The sequence below is a fragment of the Leifsonia sp. SIMBA_070 genome (genome assembly GCF_046534635.1).
Lineage (GTDB): Bacteria > Actinomycetota > Actinomycetes > Actinomycetales > Microbacteriaceae > Leifsonia.
In genome coordinates, this window is sequence record NZ_JAWRYK010000972.1 from 1 (window position 1) to 234 (window position 234).

Annotated in this window: 1 pseudogene; it reads left to right on the forward strand. The window is 66.2% G+C overall.

The window, feature by feature from the left end:
* A pseudogene (locus tag SB754_RS23060) lies at positions 1–234 on the forward strand (bile acid:sodium symporter family protein); the annotation flags it as partial.

Consider the following 234-nt stretch of genomic DNA (forward strand, 5'->3'; position numbering starts at 1 on the left):
TTGTCTGGCTTGTGGTGGGGCACAACCTGCTCGCCTTCTGCCTCGGCTACGGCATGGCCAGCGTGGCGCGCCTGCCCGAGGCCGACCGCCGCGCGGTCACCATGGAAGTCGGCATTCAGAACTCCGGGCTGGGCCTGCTCATCCTGTTTACCTTCTTCCCCGAGGCCAGCGGCATGTTGCTCATCGCCGGATTCTGTGGCGTGTGGCACCTGGTGGAGGGCATCACGCTGTCGC